Genomic DNA, 19,983 nt, shown 5'->3' on the forward strand with positions numbered 1-19,983 from the left:
GCCATGCCGCGTGATTTCAAACGAACAGATCGTATCGGTGCGGAACTGCAACGGGAGTTGGCCGGACTGATCCGGGAAGAGGTCAAGTATCCGGCCATCGGAATGGTGACCATCCAGGAAGCCCGGGTGGTGAGGGATCTCTCCCAGGCCAAGGTCTTCTTTACCACCATGTCATCATCGCTTTCGCAGAAAGAGAGTGTCGAACAGTTGAACCATATCGCCGGTCATCTGCGTTGGTTGCTGGGTCATCGTATGAAGCTACGTTCAATACCCAAATTGAATTTCGTCTATGACACCTCGGTGGAGCAGGGGGAACATCTTTCCACCTTAATTGATCAAGCGGTGAAGGAAAACCACACCGACCTGGATTGATCCTTTCTCACGATTAAGCAAGATAGAGTAAAAGCATGGGACGTCGTCGCAACAGGGGGCGCAATATCAGTGGTGTATTGCTGCTCGACAAACCGGAAGGTATGACATCGAACAAGGCCTTGCAGGAGGTGAAATTCCTCTATAAAGCGGCAAAGGCGGGACATACGGGCAGTCTCGATCCGCTCGCCACCGGTCTGTTGCCGATCTGTTTCGGCGAGGCGACGAAGCTCTCGGCGTTTCTGTTGGATGCGGATAAACACTACCGGGTCAGGGTCAGGCTGGGTGAGACCAGAACCACGGCCGATGCCGAAGGCGAGGTGATCGAGCGGGCCGATCCCAGCGGAGTCACTGAAGCGATACTGCGGGACGTGCTGGCCGATTTCCTGGGTGAACAGCAACAGCTGCCGCCCATGTACTCCGCTATCAAGCACCAGGGCGAGCGACTCTATAAACTGGCCCGTAAAGGAGTGGAGGTCGAGCGCGAACCCCGTACTATCCGAATCCATTCAATGCAGTTGATCGATTTCTCCCTGCCCGAATTCGAAATGGACGTGCACTGCTCGAAGGGCACCTATGTACGTACCCTCGCCGAGGATATCGGTAAACAGCTGGGTTGCGGCGCCTATGTCAGTGGCTTGCGCAGGACCGGAGTCGGTCCCTACGACGACCAGTCGATGGTCACCTTGGATGAGGTTCAGCACGCCTTCTCCGAAAAGCTGTTTAAAGAGATGGATGATTGGCTGCTGCCGTTGGAGAGTGCATTGGCCGAGTGGCCCCAAGTCGATCTGACAGCGGATGCCGCCTTCTATATGAGGCAGGGTCAACCGATCCTGGTACCAAATGCCCCCACCAGCGGTTGGGTGCGTCTCTATACCAATGAGACCGATTTTCTCGGCGTCGGCCAGGTTCTCGATGACGGGCGTGTGGCGCCAAAACGGCTCATGCAGGTAACAAATTGAATTGCAGAAAGAAATTCATCACATGTAGCGGAATTTGGGTTGCTGTGAAGGCCCAGAACGCGCATACTACGCGCTCTTTCCGGGGATGGCCCGGTTAACAGCGTATTTTTCACCGGTCCGGCCTGCCTGAACTCATTGTCGGGTGGGTCTTAAATGGGGCCAGATTCAACGACGTAACCAAGAGGAGAAACGTCATGTCAATGAGTGCAGCAGACAAGAAATCTGTCATCGAGGAGTATCAGCGGGCACCCGGGGATACCGGTTCGCCTGAGGTACAGGTCGCCCTGATGACCAGCCGCATTACTCAGCTCACGGAGCATTTCAAAGAACATAAACAGGATCACCACTCCCGTCAGGGTCTGGTGCGTCTCGTCAATTCCCGCCGCAAGCTGTTGGACTATCTGAAGAGCAATGACCCGGATCGCTATAAAGAGCTGATCAGCCGTCTGGGTCTGCGTCGCTAATTCGTCCTGAAACATTAATTACTCAAGGATTCAAAAGTGACATTAATCAAAAAAGAATTTCAATGGGGAGACAATAAGGTCTCCATCGAAACAGGTGAGATAGCAAGGCAGGCTGACGGTGCAGTCATGGTCAATGTGGACGACACTGTGGTCCAGGTAACCGTGGTTGAAGCGAAGAGCGAGGTAGCCCGGGACTTTTTTCCATTGACCGTGGACTATCAGGAGAAGACATATGCCGCCGGAATGATCCCTGGCGGCTTTTTTCGTCGTGAAGGCCGTCCGAGTGAAAAGGAGATTCTCACAGCACGGCTTATCGATCGGCCGATCCGTCCGCTATTTCCGAAGGGTTTCACCAGTGAGGTCCAGGTCATCATTACCGTGATGTCCCTGAACCCGGCAGTGGATCCCGAAATACCTTCATTGATCGGTACTTCCGCAGCGCTCGCGATCTCCGGACTGCCGTTTCAGGGCCCAGTCGGCGCCGCTCGTGTCGGCTATAAAAACGGCGAGTACATTTTGAATGCCGCCACCACCGGCCTCAATCCCGATTCGGATCTGGACCTGATTGTAGCCGGTACTGAAGAGGCTGTATTGATGGTCGAATCGGAAGCGAACCAGCTCTCCGAAGAGGTCATGCTGGGCGCCGTACTGTTCGGTCATGAACAGTTCCAGACCGTCATCCAGGCGATCAAGGAACTGGCGGCCGAGGTCAACAAGCCGATAGCCGATTTCGCAGCCCCGGAAGAGGATTCAGAACTGAGCGCAGCGGTGGAGGCCGAGGCTGCTCAGGGTATTGGTGACGCCTATCGTATCGCAGACAAGCTTGATCGTTATGCGGCCGTCGACAAGGCTGTGGCGGCAACCGTGCAGAAGCTCTGTGCGGAGGACGATGAGGGTGAAACCCGCTGGAGTGTCGATCAGGTCAAGACGGCCATTGAGAAGTTGAAAAAGCGTGTTGTCAGAGGCCGTATCCTGGATGGTGAACCCCGTATTGACGGTCGTGATACCCGCACGGTGCGCCCGATCTCGGTGCGTACGGGTGTTTTGCCGAGAACCCACGGTTCTGCGCTCTTCACGCGTGGCGAGACCCAGGCCCTGGTGGTAACCACCCTGGGCACCGAGCGCGATTCACAGATCATCGACGCACTGGAGGGCTCCCGTCGCGAGCACTTCATGCTGCACTACAACTTCCCTCCCTTCTGCGTGGGTGAGACAGGGCGAGTCGGTAGTCCGAAACGGCGTGAAATCGGTCATGGCCGTCTGGCCAAGCGCGGTGTGCTTGCCTGTATGCCGACAATCAGCGAGTTCCCCTATGCAATCCGCGTGGTCTCCGAGATCACCGAATCCAACGGCTCCTCCTCGATGGCATCCGTCTGCGGTACCAGTCTGGCATTGATGGATGCCGGTGTGCCGATCAAGAATCCTGTCGCCGGCGTGGCCATGGGACTGATCAAGGAGGGTGACAAGTTCGCCGTACTGACCGATATCATGGGTGACGAGGATCACCTGGGTGACATGGACTTCAAAGTGGCCGGTACCGGTCAGGGTATCAATGCCCTGCAGATGGATATCAAGATCAACGGTATCACCAAGGAGATCATGGAGATCGCACTGGACCAGGCTAAAGAGGGGCGTCTTCACATCCTTGGCGAGATGAACAGCGTCATCAACTCACATCGCGACGAGATGTCGGAGCATGCTCCACGGATTATCGAGTTCAAGATCAATCCCGACAAGATTCGTGATGTCATCGGCAAGGGCGGTGTGACCATTCGCTCCATTACCGAAGAGACCGGCGCTACTGTCGATATCACCGATGACGGTGTGGTCAAGATCTTCTCCGTGGATAAATCCGCGGGTGAGGAGGCGCGCAAGCGCGTGGAACTGATCACTGCCGATGTTGAGGTCGGTACGACATATGAAGGCAAGGTGGCAAAGCTGATGGATTTCGGCGCATTTGTCACCATCCTGCCGGGCAAGGACGGATTGGTGCATATCTCACAGATCTCCAATGAACGTGTGGAGAAGGTCAGTGATAAGCTGACCGAAGGTGATGTGGTGAAAGTCAAGGTTCTCGAGGTTGATAAACAGGGCCGTATTCGCCTGAGCATGAAGGCGGTTGAAGAGGCCTGATTAGCATTGAGCAATGGAAAAAGGGGCCGATAAGGCCCCTTTTTTTGCGCGATTTTCGAGTTTTAAGGCATATATCGCCGGTTGGATCGGTGTTGACAGACCCTAGTTAAACCAGACATCCCAGATGACGAACAGCAAGATGGCGGCAAGACCGGTTGAAAACAGGACGCTGCCTAAACCGACCAGCATCTCCGACACTGAGATAAACCAGGGTTGATCAGACCAGCGATTGTGGACATGCGACCTATAATGCTGGTTGAAGAGGTACCTCCAGCCAACCAGGTAGTCGATATAAGTGGGATTTCTAAAGGGTCTCAAGGTGTGTGTATCACTGCGCATTGCCTTTTCTCCGAGTAGGGTGCATTTGCCCTTATTCTGTCTGTGATTTACAAGATGCCACAGTTATATTGCAGTTATATGACTGTTGCATGAACGGTATGCGATGCCGATATTCACCACGTGTTGAATTTGTTTGAATCCGATCCTCGATATACCCCGTATAGATGTTTGAACGCAGCATGATTCTGCTTCATTAACTTAACTAAACGAGGAATATCAAAATGAAAATTCTATTAGCAACCGCAACCATGATTTTGTCTGCCAACCTGTACGCCACTTCATATGATGATCTGTATGAGGTAGTCGGTAACAACCATGATCTGTACATTGGCTCGTCCTACTCGAACACTCTGCCTACAGCCATGCAGCCGGGTATTGGTGATCAGTATGGTAGCTCCTTCCTCTACTCTGAAGGTTTCTCGAGTAATGTGCACAAGTCGCAGCGTGGATTCAATGATGGATACGGAAGCAGCCTGATTGATGTCGGCGCAGCGGTAAACTGGTAATGTTGGTTTTGCTTTAGCGGGGCATCCTGCCCCGTCTAAAGCGATACATCGATCAATTCGATACGCTTGTGCTAACGGGTACAATCACTGAGTCTAACCCAATGATTGATTCGTTCTGGTTTGGCGTGTTAGGCATAAACTACTGAAAAACAACTATAAAATAATTAAAAATCTATTTTGAGCCTAAGTAAGAAAGTTGGCTGTAATCGGCCGTTTGAAAGGTGTGATTACAGATTCAGCTACAAAAATGTTGAATTTCCCTCCATGTATTGAATCCAAATCATGATAGCCGGCGTAACAGTTGTATAGTTGCGACTAAATGTGCCTCGCGGGATAAGGCTCAGTCGATTGGGTTTCATGGTCCATATTTCAGCAGATTGAGGTGTTTCGTGCCGCCAATACGCCTGACATTTTCAGTGCTGATCATAGTGCTGTTACTTACATCTTGTGCATCCCTGGAACATCAAGCCAGTCAGTCCCGAGTCGTTCCTCAGGGTGATATGGCTAGTGTGCGCAGTGAGACGATGAAATTGATTACCCGGTTGCTGGAAGAAGAGCTGGTACCGGGATTGAGTATTGCCCTGGTCGACAGAGAGGGCGCTGTCTGGCTTGAGGGATTCGGCGTCGCTAACACCCGTACCGGAGATAGGGTCGATACGGGAACCCTGTTCAGGGTTGGATCACTAACCAAGCCGGTTACTGCGCTTGCTGTCATGCAACTCGTCGCAGCAGGCAGGATTGACCTGGATCTGGCGTTAAAAGATCAGCTGTCAGGCTTCTCTATTCGACATCACCAGCAGGATGCAACCCCGCTGACACCCCGGCAACTGCTGAGTCATCGCAGTGGACTTCCCAGCGACCTGCGCAAGGGAATGTACACGGATACCCCCTTTACCAAGGTGACGACACTGCTGCACGAGGAATATGCCGCATACGATCCTGATCGGGTCTATAGCTATTCAAATATCGGTTATGACTTGCTGGGACACCTGGTTCAGCAACGCTCGGGTCTGGCCTATACGGATTTTATCGAGCGATCTTTGTTTACTCCCTTGGAGATGCACAGCAGTGGTTTTGATCTTTCGTCGGAGTTACAGAGTCGATTATCCGCCGGACATCTGGACGGTCAGATCCGGCCTCAGCCACCACTAAGAGATACGCCGGCATTAGGTCTCTATTCCACAGGAGAGGATCTGGGCCGTTTGATAACCGCACTGCTTGGCGCCAAAATCCCCGCGCTGCCTTCACCACTGCTGAGTCAGATGTTTCAGCCACAAACTGTCGATGGTCAGGTTTCATTGGGTATATTACCCGGATTTGGCTGGTTTATTGAGCACCACCCTGTCATTGGGAAGCGTGTTCGCCATGGTGGCAGCACGCTGCTGTTCGGTGCTGAAATGGTGCTGCTGCCGGAACAGGATCTGGGCATTGCCGTATTGGCCAATGGCGCGGACAGCAATCGGATTGCAAAGGAGTTGGCGACAACCATACTCATGATTGCCGCTTCGATACGCGGAGAACTTCCCGAACAGTCACTGCGCCAGGTTACGAGCGACCTTCCGGTTGGTTATGACACACCCTCTGGCGCCTATGCCACGGATCTTGGGCTGCTGATGGTCGATGCCGAGCAACCCAGACTCTGTGCCTGCATCATTGAGCAGATTCTGGATCTGGTGCGTTTTGAAGACGGCAGTTTGGGGCTTAGTGAAAAAAGTACCCAACAATTACCGGAAGGATACCGGATATTGGGTGATCTGCGTCTACGTGAGCGCGAGATCAACGGCATGGATGTCTTGGTGGCGGACCGGGACGGTAACGAGATCATGCTCGGTAACAGGATCGAATCCGATCAATGGGAGTCGGTATGGAAGAAGCGGTTGGGCAGTTACCGGACTATCAATCCGGATGGAGAGTTCTCGATACGGGATCTCAAATTGAGTGACCAGGATGGGGTGCTCTGCCTGCACTATCGCGCGCCGCATTTGAGTGAGAATCTGATCAGAGTCCCGCTGCAACCGGTATCCGCCACAGAGGCTGTGGTACAGGGGTTCGGTCGCGGCGGCGGGGAGACAGTGCAGATAGTCGAGTTGGACGGTAAGCAGTGTCTGAAGTTTTCCGGCTATATGGGAGTGCCACAGGAACAGGATTAATCAGGCCGATGTGTAGCTTATCCCTCAATCGCCATGAGATTTCATATTGCCTTTCCCCGGTTGCTGTATGGAACTCAGTAACATACAAGGCAGTAACTGAATGCCTGTACCTCTTGCCGCCATGGCGCAAGGCCAGTAATCTTGTGGCAGGTTCACATCCCTTGGGGGGATCCATGGCAAATGGAGACACTGATCCACAGGAAGCAGTGCGGCTACGCAATCAGGAACTCGAAGAATTGCTTGCGGCCTGCGCCCTGAACGATCGTAAAGCTTTTTCCCGTCTGTACACTATTACTTCTGCGAAACTATATGGCGTTGTGCTGCGTATATTAAATAGAGAAGATTTGGCGCAAGACTGTTTGCAGGATGCCTACATCAAGGTTTGGAACAATGCAGGCAACTATCGTTCTCATTTGGCGGCCCCGTTGACCTGGATGTCAGCGATCGCGAGAAATCAGGCGTTGGATCTGCTTCGCAAACAGAAGCGCGAGATGACGGAGAGTGATGACAAGGGTTTTCCGGAGCAGGTCGATAACAATCCCCTGCCGCTGGAAGGTCTGAGCCGTACCGATGAGGGAAGGCGTCTGGACAACTGTCTGCAACAGCTGAAAGAGCAGCAGCGACAGATTATTGCATTGGCTTATTTCAAGGGTATGACCCATGATGAGCTGGCCGCCTATACTGAAACGCCGTTGGGTACGATCAAGACATGGATACGTCGAGGTCTGGAACAATTGAGGAGGTGTCTTGATCATGATGCCTGAAAATGAAATTAATGATATCAATATCCTTGCAGGAGAATATGTGCTAGGCACCTTGCAAGGTCAGGAACGCATCGAATTCGAACAGCGTCTGCAGACAGACATGCAGCTGCAGGGCGAGGTTGATGCATGGCAGCGGCGTTTGGAACCCATGCTGGACAGCATTGAACCCGTAACGCCTCCAAAGGCTGTCTGGGATCAAATCGCGAGTCGGATAGATCCGATTGACACCCGTGTGGAAGCTACCACCGGTTTTTGGAACAGCCTGAACTTCTGGCGCAGTCTCGGCATGGTTGCTGCCACTTTGGTCTTGGTAATGGGCATGACCCTGATGACGACCCGTCAGCCGGATATGGCCATGGACAGCATAATGGTGGTTCTGAATGATCAGTTAAAACCCGGCTGGCTGGTAGGCGCAGTGGACAACGATCCCTTTCTGAAGGTAAAGGCTGTAGAGCCGACTCCGTTACCGCAAGGTAAGGTCTGTCAGTTGTGGTTGGAGGATGAGCTGGGACACCTTCACCCCCTCGGTATTTTGCCCCATGACGGCAGTATGCAGATGAATCTGCCGGCAGCCCTTAGTGATCGGCAACGTTTCAAGGTCTCTATAGAAAACACGAATCAGTTACCGAAGGACAGACCGAGTGAAGAAATAGTGTTCGAAGGCAGTCTGACTGAGATCTGATCGTTTACCTGTCGCTTCGTGAACTGATTTTAAGAGTCGGAAAGAGCAATAGAATTATGCTTGTCAGCTGATGCTTCAATCAGGATCCCGGACAATTTCATCTTCTGCCGGGCGATAGTGATGGTTGTCGAAGATTGGAATTTATCAATGAATGCCAAGACCACGGAACATGAACGGCCTCCACTGAGCGATCGATAACTCGCAGGGCGGCAAATAGGCCCGGCCCTGCGGGTTACATATGAAATGAGTCACTCTCTGCTGCTCATGATCGATCGACACAAACAAACCTCCCTCCTCGAACAGCATTTGCCGGGTGTGCAACCGCTCTGAGTTGATCGATGTCAACATAGTATGGGTCTCGTAGCTGCATTTGTTACAAAATTCCCATATTATCCGCCGTGTAATTCCCTGCATTTATGGCATACGCTAGGTTGTATGCGCTACCGTTATTGTCTGTTTCATAGCGTAGTGAAGAACTGGGAAAGTTCGTGCGGAAGAATCAATAAGAAAAGATGTAACGCATTGTAATGAAACGACTTAAACGAAACCAAGGCATATGTCTAGTGTTAAAGGTCTGATACCTGATCTTGATTCCTATCGTGGCCGCTATACTCTGCTTTCCATTTTGGTCGGTGTGGCATTGGTCACCTTTGCCTACCTTGGCTGGAGTCTGGTAAACAGCACCAGTCAAAGACAGATTGACAATATTACCGCCAGAACAGTAGCTGCCGGCATCCTGGCTGATGCTCAAACCCAACTGAATCACTTGGAAAATAATCTCCAGCGTATTCTCAATGAGCCGGTTAAAGGGAATCTGGTTCATACTGAGAATACATTACTCAGCCTGGAACAGGTGCTTCTCGATTTAACGGATTCCCTGAAGCAGTTGCCTCTGGATGAGGCTGACCTGGCGGAGGGTCTGCTCGATGAAAAGCTTGCGCTGGAACGGGAGGTTAAAAATCTGATCGATGTCCGACGGGATGTGGAGGGCTGGTTTCCCGCCATGAATCTGATGTTGGAGGAGATGTATCCGCATAACAAGGGGATTCTCGGTGAACTTCAGCTGTTACGTCAGGAGGTGGATGTTGGATTTCCCCTTGATCAACAGGTCGCTGTGATTCGTCAGATTTCCACTTTACAACGACTCTGGATGGGCTTGACCGGAGAATTGCGTCTGATGGTGGCAAACCGATTCGGCCTGTTTGCATCCAATCAGGATAGTGAGTTCCAAGGGCGTAATGACGCTATAGCAGATTATGCGGAACGCTTTATCCTGACATTAAAGATCTTGGAGAACCACTTCGAATACAATAATGAGGAATTCATACTATCCAATAGTTTGGTGGCTATGGAGGCCCACTACAAATCCTGGATGAACGGATACCAACGGGTCTTGGTGTTCATGGATAAGCCAACCTGGCGCATGGACCTGCATATCATGCGTGAAAAGGTCACCCCGCTGTTGGATAGCATGCGTCAGCGCTTCTCGCTTATCGACCTCGCTCTCGATGCCCAGTCGGCGGATGGCATCACGCAACTCACTCAAACCGCAAAGCGGTTGTCGGTATCGATTCTGGCGATGGCCATGCTGGGATTGCTGATTCTGTTTGCAGCCTTTCAGTTCATCAAGCGCAACCTGTTGCTCCCTATCGGGCAGACCGCCACGGCATTGAAGCAGGAAGCCAGTGGTGGCTTGGAATCGAATGCACCGTCCAACAGTAATTTGAAGGAGATACAGGATTTAGTGGATGCCTTCAGTGAAATGCGTAAGCAGGTGCATAACCGCCAGCGTCACCTCGACCATGTGGCGCACCATGATGCGCTGACCCAGTTACCTAATCGAATTCTGTTTCATGACCGTCTTGAGCATGCCCTGGCGATTGCCCTCAGAGGGGATGGATTGATCGGTCTCATGTTTCTCGATCTGGACCGTTTTAAACAGGTCAACGACAGCCTGGGGCATTTGGCCGGCGACGAGCTGTTGAAACGTATCGCCGAACGTTTGACTTCTATCGTGCGAAGCTCTGATACCGTGGCCAGGTTGAGTGGTGATGAATTTGCTATTTTGATTGAAGGTATCAACAGCCGAGAAGCTATGGCGCCTCTCGCCGAGAAGATACTGCGTGCGGTGGAGCAGCCGGTTCAGGTGGCCGGCCAGGAGTTGTGCGTCTCCGCATCCATAGGCATAGCGATGGCGCCCTTTGATGATGTTTCAGCCGACTATCTTATCCGTGATGCCGATACCGCCATGTATGAGGCAAAACGACACGGACGTGCAGCTTATTGTTTCTTTAGCGGCGAAATGACGGAACGCGTTGCTGAGGGGCTTAAGTATGAACACGAAGTTCGCCAGGGTGTGGAGGCAGGACAATTCCACTACCACTTTCAACCCATCTTTGAGTCGATCAGTGGCAAGTTGCTCTGTTACGAGGCACTGCTGCGCTGGCAGCACCCGCAGCGCGGAATCCTTACTCCGGATCACTTTTTAACGGCACTGAATGACACAGGCCTCATTACCTCTCTTTTCGGGCCGCTTTTTGAGCAGGCGCTGCATTTCCAAAATGAACACGGCGATAAGGAAGGCAAGGTGGCCATCTCCATCAATCTATCCGCCAGACTGCTTAATGATCCGGTCTTCTGCCGTAATCTCCTCGAGAGTCTGGTGGCGGGAAAGATGGCGCCCCGCAGCCTGATTCTGGAAATAACCGAGGACACGCTTACACAGGAATTGGCAGAAGCCGACCAGTTCCTGCAACAGGCCAAGTCTTTAGGAGTGAGAGTCGCACTGGATGATTTCGGGACCGGTCAGGCCTCACTCAGCCACTTGCGACAATTTCCGTTTGATCTGTTGAAGATCGACAGGGAATTTATCCACGGTGTCGTTGCGGATAGCAACGATGCCAGCCTTGTGCGCGCGATGATACAGTTGGCGCATGCCTTCAATATCGATGTCATTGCCGAAGGTGTCGAGAACGAGAGCCAACTGGCTTTTCTTCAGCAACAGGGATGCGATTACGTGCAAGGCTATCTGGTCGGTATACCCAGACATCAACAGCAATCCTCAGAGGTGTTAAAGGCCGGGCTGTTGTTTGAAACCTAGGCCGTTTCCTGTGCTGGCCACTACAGCATGAAATTCACTGAATTGTTAATCGCCAGAAGTGGAAAATAGGCTGTGCAAAGCCTTGACACAGCAGAGAAAGTACCGTAGATTTCGCGCTCCACTTTGCATGCGGTACCCGGAGCCGGATACCCGGCAGAGACCTGTCCCCATCGTCTAGAGGCCTAGGACACTGGCCTTTCACGCCGGTAACAGGGGTTCGACTCCCCTTGGGGACGCCATATCCGATGTATGCCGGGCGTCACGGTTTCCTCTCCAGCCCGATCCCCAGTACTCGGCGGTGGCTATTACCGCCTCGCGGACACTTTCACAGCAGGCAATTCTTCTTGGGCTTGCCCCACTCGCAATTTACAAGTTATTGACACTCGAGCGTTCTATGCTCCAGTGTTCGGTTGGAAATTCCTGCCCACTGCCCAGTTTTATACGGACCTATGACCGCAACTGGGCCAATGGGTGGGGTATAGGGATCATTATGGAGTGTGACTGTTCCTCCTCAATGGTTTGGTAGGAGGCATTAAATCCCGATCAGGAAGTCGTGGTAGACCAAGTCACATCTATTTTCCGAGCATGCTGTCGATAATACTCTCGCACTCAAGCCAATCCTCAACATCGTGTCCCGATTCGAAATTGCGTTGTTCGGCGCGATAGTAAGCCATGGTCGCTATCATCTCGTAGCGCTCCCTCGGACTGATAGAGGCTCTGGCGCTACGCTTTGACATGGTTTTTTTTGCAACCCGTTTCTTAGTGATTACCTTTTTCTTTGTGACCTTTTTCTTACTCACCTTGGCCTTGGTTTTTTTTGTTGTGGTGCTCTTTTTCGCATTACTTTCCTGTTTGCTGGCCACTTTGTTGCTCCTGGTATCAATAAGTTTGAAAACGAATTTTAGTCTCTGTTTACGACAGTTCCACTACATCTGTTTATAGGCGATTCGCTGATGGATTGTCCAGTCATTATTAGGTGATGACGCTGGGTTTTGTGCGCCCGGTTCGATGCTCGATTTCAGCCAGGGTCAAAGCGCTATCCACCAGTTGTGTCATGACGGACTCGGTCGACTGTGTCTGCTTGGACGGATCGGTCTCGTAGGCCTCCAGATAGACACGTAAAGTCGCTCCTTCAGTACCGGTTCCCGAAAGCCTGAAAACGATTCTCGAGCCGTCGCTGAAACCCACTCTTATTCCCTGGCGTTCCGATATGCTTCCATCTACGGGGTCCGTGTAGGCGAAGTCGTCGGCATACTCAACACGGTAGCCACTCAGGGTTTGACCGGGAAGGGCGGGGAGCTTTTCCCGCAATGCGTCCATCAGATTTTCAGCATCGGCTTTGTCGATGGCTTCGTAGTCGTAACGGGTATAGTAGTTCCTGCCAAACGCCTTCCAGTGATCGGTGACGATTTTTTCCACGGACTGCTGTTTGACGGCGAGTAGATTGAGCCAGAACAGTACCGACCAGAGCCCGTCTTTTTCGCGGATATGATCGGATCCGGTGCCAAAGCTCTCTTCGCCGCAGAGTGTGATTTTTCGACCGTCCAGCAGATTGCCGAAAAACTTCCACCCTGTTGGGGTTTCGAAGCAGGGCAGTCCAAGCTTGTCCGCCACCCGATCCGCCGCCTGGCTGGTGGGCATGGAGCGTGCCACGCCGCTGATGCCGCCGGAATAGCCTTTGATGAGATGGGCGTTAGCCGCCATGACGGCCAGACTGTCGCTGGGTGTGACAAAAAAGTTGCGGCCTAAAATCATATTCCGGTCACCATCACCGTCTGAAGCCGCTGCGAAGTTGACGGCATGGGTGCCGCGGGTGAGTTCGACAAGCTGATGCGCATGAACCAGGTTGGGATCGGGATGGCCGCCACCGAAGTCGACTTTGGGTATGCCGTTTATCACTGTTCCGGGTTCAGCACCCAGTCTTCCCTCAAGAATCTCCGTGGCATAAGGACCTGTAACCGCATGCATGGCGTCGAAGCGCATGGAAAATATACCGGAATCGAAGAGTTTTCGAATTCGGTCAAAGTCAAACAGTTCCATCATCAGATCGGCATAGTCTGCAACCGGATCGATGATGTCGATCCGGGTATCACCCAGGCTGACTTTTCCCGCTTTATCCAGATCGATGGGGGGGGTCTGTGAAATCCGGTATTCATCGATTTCAGTCGTCCGGTGAAAGATTGCCTCAGTGACTGTTTCCGGTGCCGGTCCTCCGTTGGGCGTGTTGAATTTGATGCCGAAATCTTCGTCGGGGCCGCCAGGATTATGACTGGCTGACAGGATGATGCCTCCATCGGTGTTATATTTGCGGATAATGCAGGAGGCAGCGGGTGTCGACAGCAGTCCGCCTCTGCCGAGCAAGACCTGTTTCACACCATTGGCGCTGGCCATGCGCAAGATGACCTGGATCGCTTCGCGGTTGTAGTAGCGACCGTCCCCGCCGAGTACGAGGATGCCCCCTCTCAGATCCGTCTGTGTGTCGAAAATGGCTTGTACAAAATTTTCTAAATAGTGAGGTGTTTGAAAAACTTTGACTTTTTTTCTGAGACCCGATGTGCCGGGGCGTTGATCGTCGTAGGGCTGAGTATTGATTGTGACAATGTTCATATGCTTCTCGTTGCGGCCGTTGTCGAATTTTTCTATATGGTGCGTTATTCATACCCATATGGGAACCCCGGCTTCTGTGACAATTCATTGTCGGGACGGCGCCGGGTGTGTGACGGATGCTGGTGTCAGAAAACACATTCAATCAATGGGTTATGGGGGTTCTACCTGATCTGTTCTAGATACGGGAAACTGTCCTCAGCAATTGGCTGTGCAGAGACCGGGTTTTGATCCGTTGCTTATGACCTCAATCTCTCGACTTCTTGATTTATCCTGCGTATCTTATTTCGAACTTATTTGGCCCCGGATCCTGCTGACTTTTTTAATGCTAATGGGTTAATCCAAATTTCGAATGATGAAGGACGTGAGAAATGATCATCAATAAGCTGAATCATTTAAATATGGAACAGATCTTCGGGGGCAAACCCCTTGTCTATACCTGTCTCGCTTGTGGCATGGGATTGGCCGCAAATTCAGGCACTCTCTATGCCGCTGACTGGGTGATATCTCCAAGTATCGGAATTCAGCAGATTTACACCGATAATGCGAATCTGACCCATGAAGACGAGGTGAGCGACAACATTACGGTGGTCAGGCCCACCCTGTCGATCTACAAGGAGGGGGCCAGGGCAAATTTGGATTTCAACTATGCACCGGAATACCGTCACTATTGGGACGAGACGGAAGACAATGAAGTTGTCCATTTTATGCGCACCGAGGGTAATGTGGAGATTGCCGAAAACCATCTCTACCTCGATGGCTGGCTGAGGGCGGACAGGACAAACATCACCAGTACCGGCAGATCGGGCATCGGCGGCTTGACCGGTACCGAGGATGACACGGATTTCTATTCAGTCGGGCTGAGCCCCTATTTCACTGCCAGGCTGGGTGATTTCAGTGTCGTTGAGGTTCGATTTACCGGGGACAGAATCGACTATTCAGAAGATCTCGACAACGATAGTTCAGGCAGGCGGGGTGAGATTGCATTCGGTAACGGCAGCATGTTCACAAACCAGATATGGGAAGTCTTATATCAACAAAGCGATGTGGACTATGAAAATCTGGACGATGACAATGAGACGAAGATATTCCGTGCGGAACTGATACAAAAAATCACCAATCAGTGGTCAGCCGCCTTTTCGGCCGGATATGAGGAGTATGATTTAGCGGTTGCTGATGATAGAGACGACTCTACATGGAGTATCGGAGCTATTTACACACCCAACCCCAGGACGCGTTTTGCACTCGGTGTCGGTGAGCGGTCATTTGGCGATGACTATTATTTCGATTTCAGTCATCGAACGGGCAGGACTATATGGACCGCCAGCTATGAACAGGATTTTGTCAGTGCCCGCGATGAACTGAGTACACAGCCGCTGTTCGAGCGCCAGGATGCTTTTGGCAATCTGGTAAGGGATCCCATTCTGGAGTCATCCCCTGTCACTGTGCGCGCTGCGTACAGTCCCTCCATTACAGAGGATTTTTATGAGAGCAAGCGATTTTCCACAGAGTTCACTTATCAGACAACCAGGACTTCGATTAACCTGAGGGGGCGTTATCTGGAACGTCTCTATGACCGCTCCGGTAGAGATACGGAAGATATCGAGTTAAGCGTATTGCTGACAAGAAGGCTTGCCCGGTTAACTAGCGGGTACTTTCAAATCACTGGCATAGATCACGAAGAAGAGGTTTTGGTCTACGATCAATTGACAGCCACGCTGGGTGTAAGTTACCAGTTCGGCACTGACAGCAGAGTCGGATTCAACATAACCCATCTCGAGCGAGACGCTGATACGGATGTTGATAGTTACGAAGAGAATCACGCGAGTCTCAATGTCACCTCAGCGTTTTAGGGCCTGTTAACACTAATCCAATGCGCCCTGCTGGGGCTGTTTTCGTGCCCAGCAAGGCAGAATGAGCGTAGTGTAGTTATTCTACATGAGCGAATGATAACGCCGCTGGGGGCGAAAACAGCCCCAGCCCTTCGGGTTGTGCCTGAAAAAGCGCCACTCGGCGTTGCTCGTCGTTCATTTGGAATAACCAAACTTCTCTCCTCGCGCCTTGATTGGCGCTTTTTCAGGCACAACAGGGCGCATTGGATTAGTGTTAACAGGCCCTAATTGAATTGGGTTCTTGAAATTAGTGTTGGAATCCCCATATTAAGCGACGACAAAAAAACCTAACCACCGATAAAAATCGTCAACTAAACCAATTGGAGTTCTAACCTAAAGATGACTGTCGAAGCTCATAAGGAAACCCTTGATTTTCAAGCAGAAGTTAGTCAGGTACTCAACCTGGTAATTCGTTCGCTATACAGTAATAAAGAGATTTTTCTACGCGAATTAGTCTCCAATGCCTCCGATGCGGCGGAAAAACTGAGGTTTGAAGCCCTGACGGACGAGGCCCTGTTCGAGGACGATCCCGAACTCAGGGTGCGGGTAACCCTCGACAAAGATGCGGGAACCGTCACCATCTCCGATAATGGCATCGGTATGAGCCGACAGGAGGTCGCTGAGACTATCGGCACCATTGCCAGTTCAGGCACACGCAAATTTTTTGAAGCCATGTCCGGAGACCAGACCAAGGACAGCGAATTGATCGGCCAGTTCGGTGTCGGTTTCTATTCCGCCTTCATCGTTGCCGATAAGGTGACGCTGCTGACGCGTCGGGCCGGCCTGGGCCAGGAGCATGGCGTTCGCTGGGAATCGGACGGGGAGGGTTCGTTTACCATCGAAAACATGGATAAGGCAACCCGCGGCACCGATGTCGTCCTCCATCTGCGTGAGGATGAGAAGGAGTTTCTGGAGAGCTATCGGCTACGATCCATCATCTCCAAGTTCTCCGACCACATCACCATTCCGGTGGAGATGGAGAAGGAACATTACGGCGAGGACGAGGAGAAACCCGAGAAAGCGGAATTTGAACGGGTCAATAAAGGGACTGCGTTGTGGATGCGCAATCGGAGCGATATCTCGGAAGAGGAGTATCATGAGTTTTACAAACACGTCTCTCACGACTTCGAGAATCCACTCACCCACGTCCACAACAAGGTCGAGGGAAACAATGAATATACAGCCCTGCTCTACATACCTCAGCGGGCGCCGTTCGATCTCTGGGACAGGGATCAAAAACATGGCGTGAAACTGTTTGTGCGGCGTGTTTTCATCATGGACGAGGCGGATAAGCTCATGCCCCGCTATCTACGCTTTGTCAAAGGCGTGGTGGATTCGGATGATCTGCCGTTAAACGTATCGCGTGAAATCCTGCAACATAACCGCAAGATAGACACCATCAGGCAGGCCAATGTAAAACGTATTATGTCTGCGTTGGAGAAACTGGCGGAATCGGACAAGGAAAAGTATCAGACCTTCTGGGATGAGTTCGGTAAGGTGATGAAGGAAGGGCCGGCGGAAGACTATGCCAATCGTGATCGAATTGCCGGTTTGTTGCGTTTTGCCACAACCCACAATGAGACGGACGAACAGAACGTATCCCTGGCGGACTATGTTTCCCGCATACAGGAGGGCCAGGATAAAATCTACTATATCACCGCCGATTCACCCGCGGCCGCGCGTTTCAGTCCACATCTCGAAGTGCTGAAAAAGAAAGGCGTCGAGGTGTTATTGCTGTCTGACCGGGTCGACGAATGGCTGGTGACAAGTCTTACCGAATTTGAGGGTAAGCAGCTGCAGTCGGTGGCCAAGGGCGCCCTCGATCTGGGAGAGCTGGAAGACAAGGAAGAGAAGGAGAGCAGCGAGAAACAGTCAGAGGAGCATAAGGAACTGTTGCAGCGTATGCAGGATGTGTTGGGCGAGGCGGTTAAGGAGATCCGTATAAGCCAACGCCTGACCGACTCCCCGGCCTGTCTTGTGGTGGAGGAGCATGATATGAGCGCCAATCTCGCCAGGGTTCTCAAATCGGTTGGACAGGACGCGCCTCAAACCAAACCGATCATGGAGATCAATGCGGAACATCCATTGGTTGAGCGCCTGGAGGGCGAACAGGATGGTGATAAATTTGGTGATTTGACAAAGGTGTTGTTCGATCAGGCTCAACTTGCCGAAGGCGGACAGTTGGATGATCCCGCCGCATTCGTGAGGCGACTTAATAGTTTAATGCTAAAGCTGACTGCAGGCTGATAGTGAGAGGGATAGTGAGCCTATCGCCTGTCCCTGAATAATAAGGTTTAACCAGCCGTATCGGATTGAAGGGGGAGGGACTCCCCTTCATAAACGCCCTATATCCACCTATTGATAGCCTCAACTGGTTCAGGCAGCCGGGGCGTGGCAAACTTCCTCGATCCTTATAACAAACCAAAGGAGTATCACTATGCGCGTCATACTGCTCGGCGGACCTGGAGCCGGTAAAGGCACACAGGCCAATTACATCAAAGATAAGTATCAAATTCCGCAAATTTCCACTGGAGATATGCTGCGGGCTCATGTCAAGGCCGGCACCGAATTGGGTGTTGCAGCGAAGAAGATCATGGATGAAGGTGGCTTGGTTTCGGATGACATCATCATGGGCATGGTGAAGGAGCGGATTGCCGAGGATGACTGCAACAATGGATATCTGTTCGATGGTTTTCCCCGTACCATTCCTCAGGCTGAATCACTTAAAGAGGCAGGCGTGCCGATCGATGCGGTGGTAGAGATCGATGTGCCCGATGAGGAAATCATCAAACGTATGTCCGGTCGTCGCGTTCACCTTGCCTCGGGCCGGACCTACCATATCATCTATAACCCCCCAAAATCTGAGGGTAAAGATGATGTCACCGGCGAAGATCTCATACAGCGCGATGATGATCAGGAAGAGACGGTAAAAGCCCGGCTGAAAGTCTACCATGACCAGACCGAGCCACTTGTCAGTTTCTACTCCAAAGAGGCGGATTCAGGTGACTGCAAGTATCTGAAAATCAATGGGGTAGGGGGTGTTGACGAGATTCGGGAGCAGATCTTCCAAGGCTTGGGATAGATCTGCGCGGGTCAGTTTCCTGAAACAGTCATTGGAGAGGTCGTGCATCTGGGCGACCTCTCTGATATCCCTGCCCATTTGAATGTAGCCTTATCTGTATTCAAACTGGTCGAAAATCATGGTTATGCGCCTGTTTCGAGAGCTATTAATGTCCAACAAGCATTAAGTTGGCTATTCTGATACCATCACTCCAATTTTTTAGAATTAGCAAGGGGCCGTGTTGTGGCAGTAGTAGAACTGACAAAAGAAAACTTCGAATCGACGATTACAGAGAACGATTTTGTCATCATTGATTTCTGGGCTCCCTGGTGTGGACCGTGCCGCTCATTTGCACCTACCTATGAGTCGGTTTCCGAGGATCACGACAATATCGTCTTCGGCAAGGTCAATACCGAGGAAGAGCAGGAGTTGGCGATGCATTTTCAGGTGCGCTCGATTCCTACACTGATGATTTTCCGTGACAATATCATCATCTTCTCCCAGCCAGGGGCGCTGCCTGAATCCGCATTTCGCGAACTGTTGAGTAAAGCGGGTGAGCTGGATATGGATGAGGTTCGCGCGCAAATCGAAGCGGAACAGCAGAAGGGGCAAAACGCCTGATTTCTTGTTCAACCACTTCCTGCGTTGTCTGGCATAGGTGTTACATCGCGGCCAAGCCGAAGTGCCGGGTCGCTGAAGGCGATCACCGCATCAGGGTAGCATGATGCCTGTGTACCGGATGAAGTAAGATCCGCGGGACTGCATCATATTGCCTGATCCGTTTTTTGGTTCATAACCCTGGATGATGCTATCAATCCAGGGTTTTTTTATTATTAACCCCACGTTTGGATGCCTGTCGAATACTCGAGCTTCTACCGTCTCGCTATACTATTGCATACTGAGAGATGTCGGAGTTGAAACTAAATATTATGTACCGAAGCGGTTACCCATGGAGCA

Annotated in this window: 15 protein-coding genes, 1 tRNA gene and 1 pseudogene; 14 read left to right on the top strand and 3 right to left on the bottom strand. The window is 51.7% G+C overall.

The features are described from left to right. Nucleotides 1–3 precede the first annotated feature (3 nt). From rbfA to pnp, 4 genes are all read left to right on the top strand, one after another. The gene (gene rbfA, locus AB8516_RS19580) at nt 4–372 is read left to right on the top strand and encodes a 30S ribosome-binding factor RbfA (protein WP_369162836.1); all 369 of its coding nucleotides are present in this window, start codon (nt 4–6) and stop codon (nt 370–372) included. A 35-nt stretch (nt 373–407) separates the two neighbouring features. Further along, nucleotides 408–1,331, top strand: coding sequence for a tRNA pseudouridine(55) synthase TruB (truB, locus tag AB8516_RS19585; protein ID WP_369162837.1), 924 nt, complete (start codon nt 408–410; stop codon nt 1,329–1,331). A gap of 194 nt (nt 1,332–1,525) precedes the next feature. Next, nucleotides 1,526–1,795 carry a 30S ribosomal protein S15 gene (rpsO, locus tag AB8516_RS19590; RefSeq protein ID WP_108295501.1) on the top strand — a complete coding sequence of 90 codons (270 nt, stop codon included), beginning with the start codon at nt 1,526–1,528 and terminating at the stop codon, nt 1,793–1,795. A gap of 36 nt (nt 1,796–1,831) precedes the next feature. Beyond that, nucleotides 1,832–3,928, top strand: a complete 2,097-nt coding sequence (pnp, locus tag AB8516_RS19595; RefSeq protein WP_369162838.1) for a polyribonucleotide nucleotidyltransferase — start codon at nt 1,832–1,834, stop codon at nt 3,926–3,928. Between the two features lie 102 nt (nt 3,929–4,030). Here the strand turns inward: pnp and AB8516_RS19600 are convergent, their stop codons facing one another. Further along, nucleotides 4,031–4,267 (bottom strand): hypothetical protein, encoded by a 237-nt coding sequence (locus tag AB8516_RS19600; protein WP_369162839.1) that lies wholly within the window; start codon nt 4,265–4,267, stop codon nt 4,031–4,033. 221 nt (nt 4,268–4,488) lie between these two features. Between AB8516_RS19600 and AB8516_RS19605 the strand changes: the two genes are divergently transcribed. The 6 genes from AB8516_RS19605 (at nt 4,489) to AB8516_RS19630 (ending at nt 11,708) form a co-directional block, all read left to right on the top strand. Beyond that, a complete protein-coding gene (locus AB8516_RS19605; RefSeq protein ID WP_369162840.1) occupies nt 4,489–4,773 on the top strand; it encodes a hypothetical protein in 285 nt (94 codons plus the stop codon). A gap of 524 nt (nt 4,774–5,297) precedes the next feature. Then, nucleotides 5,298–6,923: a serine hydrolase domain-containing protein gene (locus AB8516_RS19610; RefSeq protein ID WP_369162841.1), complete on the top strand. Its 1,626-nt coding sequence runs from the start codon at nt 5,298–5,300 to the stop codon at nt 6,921–6,923. Between the two features lie 173 nt (nt 6,924–7,096). Continuing rightward, nucleotides 7,097–7,687: a sigma-70 family RNA polymerase sigma factor gene (locus tag AB8516_RS19615; protein WP_369162842.1), complete on the top strand. Its 591-nt coding sequence runs from the start codon at nt 7,097–7,099 to the stop codon at nt 7,685–7,687. After that, nucleotides 7,677–8,369, top strand: a complete 693-nt coding sequence (locus AB8516_RS19620) for an anti-sigma factor domain-containing protein (RefSeq protein WP_369162843.1) — start codon at nt 7,677–7,679, stop codon at nt 8,367–8,369. Before AB8516_RS19615 ends, AB8516_RS19620 begins: the two co-directional genes overlap by 11 nt. Nucleotides 8,370–8,925: 556 nt before the next feature. Continuing rightward, entirely contained in the window at nt 8,926–11,469 is a 2,544-nt protein-coding gene (locus tag AB8516_RS19625) for a putative bifunctional diguanylate cyclase/phosphodiesterase (protein WP_369162844.1), read from the top strand. A gap of 163 nt (nt 11,470–11,632) precedes the next feature. Continuing rightward, nucleotides 11,633–11,708, top strand: a tRNA-Glu gene (locus AB8516_RS19630). A gap of 333 nt (nt 11,709–12,041) precedes the next feature. Here the strand turns inward: AB8516_RS19630 and AB8516_RS19635 are convergent. Together AB8516_RS19635 and AB8516_RS19640 are read right to left on the bottom strand one after the other, a co-directional pair. Then, nucleotides 12,042–12,332, bottom strand: coding sequence for a DUF2934 domain-containing protein (locus AB8516_RS19635; RefSeq protein WP_369162845.1), 291 nt, complete (start codon nt 12,330–12,332; stop codon nt 12,042–12,044). A 109-nt stretch (nt 12,333–12,441) separates the two neighbouring features. After that, nucleotides 12,442–14,076: an alpha-D-glucose phosphate-specific phosphoglucomutase gene (locus AB8516_RS19640; RefSeq protein ID WP_369162846.1), complete on the bottom strand. Its 1,635-nt coding sequence runs from the start codon at nt 14,074–14,076 to the stop codon at nt 12,442–12,444. A 368-nt stretch (nt 14,077–14,444) separates the two neighbouring features. On the opposite strand from AB8516_RS19640, the gene AB8516_RS19645 reads away from it, so the two are divergent. From AB8516_RS19645 to trxA, 4 genes and pseudogenes are all read left to right on the top strand, one after another. Then, nucleotides 14,445–15,926: a TIGR03016 family PEP-CTERM system-associated outer membrane protein gene (locus AB8516_RS19645; RefSeq protein WP_369162847.1), complete on the top strand. Its 1,482-nt coding sequence runs from the start codon at nt 14,445–14,447 to the stop codon at nt 15,924–15,926. Nucleotides 15,927–16,304: 378 nt separating this feature from the next. Further along, nucleotides 16,305–18,212 carry a molecular chaperone HtpG gene (htpG, locus tag AB8516_RS19650; RefSeq protein ID WP_369162848.1) on the top strand — a complete coding sequence of 636 codons (1,908 nt, stop codon included), beginning with the start codon at nt 16,305–16,307 and terminating at the stop codon, nt 18,210–18,212. Between the two features lie 190 nt (nt 18,213–18,402). After that, nucleotides 18,403–19,047, top strand: coding sequence for an adenylate kinase (gene adk, locus AB8516_RS19655; protein WP_108293486.1), 645 nt, complete (start codon nt 18,403–18,405; stop codon nt 19,045–19,047). 207 nt (nt 19,048–19,254) lie between these two features. Beyond that, nucleotides 19,255–19,647 (top strand): annotated as a pseudogene (trxA, locus tag AB8516_RS19660) (thioredoxin); the annotation flags it as partial. Nucleotides 19,648–19,983 lie beyond the last annotated feature (336 nt).

The sequence above is a fragment of the Candidatus Thiodiazotropha sp. LNASS1 genome (assembly GCF_964212655.1).
Taxonomy (GTDB): domain Bacteria; phylum Pseudomonadota; class Gammaproteobacteria; order Chromatiales; family Chromatiaceae; genus Thiodiazotropha.

What these genes read in the sequence shown, in the direction of transcription:
- truB (WP_369162837.1), top strand. Translation starts at nt 408, where the DNA reads ATGGGACGTCGTCGCAACAGGGGGCGCAATATCAGTGGTGTATTGCTG.
- AB8516_RS19615 (WP_369162842.1), top strand. Translation starts at nt 7,097, where the DNA reads ATGGCAAATGGAGACACTGATCCACAGGAAGCAGTGCGGCTACGCAAT.
- rbfA (WP_369162836.1), top strand. Translation starts at nt 4, where the DNA reads ATGCCGCGTGATTTCAAACGAACAGATCGTATCGGTGCGGAACTGCAA.
- htpG (WP_369162848.1), top strand. Translation starts at nt 16,305, where the DNA reads ATGACTGTCGAAGCTCATAAGGAAACCCTTGATTTTCAAGCAGAAGTT.
- rpsO (WP_108295501.1), top strand. Translation starts at nt 1,526, where the DNA reads ATGTCAATGAGTGCAGCAGACAAGAAATCTGTCATCGAGGAGTATCAG.
- AB8516_RS19600 (WP_369162839.1), bottom strand. Translation starts at nt 4,267, where the DNA reads ATGCGCAGTGATACACACACCTTGAGACCCTTTAGAAATCCCACTTAT.
- AB8516_RS19610 (WP_369162841.1), top strand. Translation starts at nt 5,298, where the DNA reads ATGAAATTGATTACCCGGTTGCTGGAAGAAGAGCTGGTACCGGGATTG.
- adk (WP_108293486.1), top strand. Translation starts at nt 18,403, where the DNA reads ATGCGCGTCATACTGCTCGGCGGACCTGGAGCCGGTAAAGGCACACAG.
- AB8516_RS19645 (WP_369162847.1), top strand. Translation starts at nt 14,445, where the DNA reads ATGATCATCAATAAGCTGAATCATTTAAATATGGAACAGATCTTCGGG.
- AB8516_RS19620 (WP_369162843.1), top strand. Translation starts at nt 7,677, where the DNA reads ATGATGCCTGAAAATGAAATTAATGATATCAATATCCTTGCAGGAGAA.
- AB8516_RS19605 (WP_369162840.1), top strand. Translation starts at nt 4,489, where the DNA reads ATGAAAATTCTATTAGCAACCGCAACCATGATTTTGTCTGCCAACCTG.
- AB8516_RS19625 (WP_369162844.1), top strand. Translation starts at nt 8,926, where the DNA reads ATGTCTAGTGTTAAAGGTCTGATACCTGATCTTGATTCCTATCGTGGC.
- AB8516_RS19640 (WP_369162846.1), bottom strand. Translation starts at nt 14,076, where the DNA reads ATGAACATTGTCACAATCAATACTCAGCCCTACGACGATCAACGCCCC.